This is a genomic window from Rothia sp. 88186D007BW (assembly GCF_053544215.1).
On the sequence record NZ_JBPPTR010000022.1, the window covers coordinates 1 to 2,230 of the forward strand.

3 protein-coding genes are annotated in these 2,230 nt (G+C 55.3%); 1 reads left to right on the plus strand and 2 read right to left on the minus strand.

From position 1 onward, the window contains the following. Positions 1 to 330: 330 nt before the first annotated feature. A complete protein-coding gene (locus ACEE09_RS09245) occupies positions 331 to 555 on the minus strand; it encodes a hypothetical protein (RefSeq protein WP_449084081.1) in 225 nt (74 codons plus the stop codon). 66 nt (positions 556 to 621) lie between these two features. Next, positions 622 to 1,374, minus strand: coding sequence for an ImmA/IrrE family metallo-endopeptidase (locus ACEE09_RS09250; protein WP_449084083.1), 753 nt, complete (start codon positions 1,372 to 1,374; stop codon positions 622 to 624). 26 nt (positions 1,375 to 1,400) lie between these two features. Between ACEE09_RS09250 and ACEE09_RS09255 the strand changes: the two genes are divergently transcribed. After that, on the plus strand, positions 1,401 to 2,195 hold the full coding sequence (locus tag ACEE09_RS09255) for a MerR family transcriptional regulator (protein ID WP_449084085.1): 795 nt from the start codon (positions 1,401 to 1,403) through the stop codon (positions 2,193 to 2,195). Positions 2,196 to 2,230: the final 35 nt, after the last annotated feature.

Genomic DNA, 2,230 nt, shown 5'->3' on the forward strand with positions numbered 1-2,230 from the left:
GGTTGTATGGGCGGGTGTTTGCGGTGGTGCGGGGGTTGGTGTTTTTGGCTGCGGGTGGGACTTTTGAATAAGCCTCAAGGACTATTCTTAGAAAAAGAAGAACAAGTAATATGCCTGTCGATTGCCTCCAGCTGCCGTTCCTCATCCAAGTGATACCTAATCGCCGGCGCGGTCTCTATGCATTCCTCGCACCGGCTATGGAACTTCGTTCCTGGAACAAGATTTTGATGGCCTGCCATCATGCATCACCTCTCGAATACATCTTCGATTATCATAGCAATATTAGACAGGCTTGTTCATCCGCTAGCGACGACTAAAGCAATTAGTTTTTCAAGGAATCTCTACGTTCACAGGCTCAATCAACAACTCTGCCTCCACCTGATCCAGCCCAGCAGCAAGGGCAGTTGCGGACTCAAACCAGCTCGTTACCCCTACCAGTAAAGTCTTTGGCTGGTTGGTAGCAAAAGCAGCTCGGGCAGTGTCGATCAGTTCATGGGCGCAAAGCTCACGGTCCCCAGCATCGAGCGCTAACATCCAGGGGAAAACAGCGACCATACGCTCAGCCAGTGAATCATCCTCAAGTATTGAAGCAGAAATAATCTGACAGATGCGGGGCGCCGCTCATCGCACCACGCGCAGGGCCGGGCGTCCGCTCTCACTATGCTTTTCGGCCTTGCTCTCCCCCTGCACAAGTCGCAGACGAGTACTAAAGGCAAAGGCAGATACCTGAAAAATGTACTTAGCTTCTACAAGGTCGTCCGCCGAAGCATTCTGAGGAAGATACTCAGCCAACAGCGACTCCGGCATTAACAGGGCAGACGCGAACTCATCCGCCTCGCGCTCCTGCACAGCCAAAGAATCATCAACAGGAGCAAACTGGTGCAGCACAAGATGCCCCAGCTCATGAGCAATATCAAACCTAGCCCGCTCGGGCGTCTTCTGCCGAGCAATAAAAATAAAGGGCTTACCTTCATACCAGAGCGAGAACCCATCGACCTGCATGGCAGCATCTGGAAGCACCATCACGCTAATACCCCGCGACTCGCACAACTGCACCAAATTCGGTAGAGGCTTAGTACCTAGACCCCACTCTTCACGAAGCAACTGAGCAGCTACCCTCGGGGCTATTCCCTCGAATGAGGACACGACAATTGAAGGTAGGGTGAACTTATCCTCCACCCACTGCATGACCTCAATACCGGTAACGCCTGCTGCAACGGCAAAATCACGCGCGCTACGAGTAGCCGCACGGCCAGCTCTAAAATTAATACCGTCAACCTCAACCGCAGTCTGCGGTTGGCGTGAAAAATACTCAACCGGGTACCCCAGAATTTGAGCTAAGCAACCGCAGTTCTCATCTTGTTTGACCCTCACGCCACGTTAGGCCCCACAATGGAAACATGAAGAATCAAGAAACCCTCTACACGGTAGGGGAAGTAGCGCAGGCTCTCGGTGTCACGGTGCGCACCCTGCATCATTGGGAATCCCTCGGGCTCATTGCCCCTGCTGAGCGTACCTGGTCGAATTATCGGCTTTACACTCACGACGATATTGTGACCCTGCAACAGATCCACATCTACCGGGCAACCGGCATGAAACTCACCGACATTAAAGAAGCCCTGGCCAGTAGCTCAACCAGCCTGGAGCACCTCCGCAGGCAGCGCCAGGCCCTCATGGACCAACAACAGCAGCTTTCCGCTATGGTTGCTGCTATCGACACCCTCATGGAGATCGAAATGACGAATAAGAAACTCACCCTCACCGAAATCGGCGAAGTTCTCGGCGATGCCAACTTTGCCGATTACCAGGCAGAAGCTGAGGAACGCTACACCGGTACAGATGACTGGGCCACCACCCAGCAACGCACCGCCAACTGGAGCCAGGCCGACTGGGCCGGTTACAAGAATCGCACTGCTGAGCTGGACGGAAAATTAGCGGACGCCGTGCGCCGCGGCCTACCGACGGACAGCGCCGAGGCGGGCGAGCTCGTCCGCGCCCACCGCCAGGTACTCAGCGCCTTCTTCCCCGTCACCCCCGCCAAGCATTACCTGATCTCGCGCGGCTACATCAGCGACGAGCGGTTCACCAGCTACTACGAGACCCAGCAGCCAGGCCTAGCCCGGTGGTTGGCCGACGCTATCGAGGCAGAGGCTGAACGTGCCGGAGTAGACCTGGCCAACCCCAGCTGGGACTAACAAACGTCTCGCCCCTAACCGAGCGTGCGTCATAT

What these genes read in the sequence shown, in the direction of transcription:
- ACEE09_RS09245 (WP_449084081.1), bottom strand. Translation starts at nt 555, where the DNA reads ATGGTCGCTGTTTTCCCCTGGATGTTAGCGCTCGATGCTGGGGACCGT.
- ACEE09_RS09255 (WP_449084085.1), top strand. Translation starts at nt 1,401, where the DNA reads ATGAAGAATCAAGAAACCCTCTACACGGTAGGGGAAGTAGCGCAGGCT.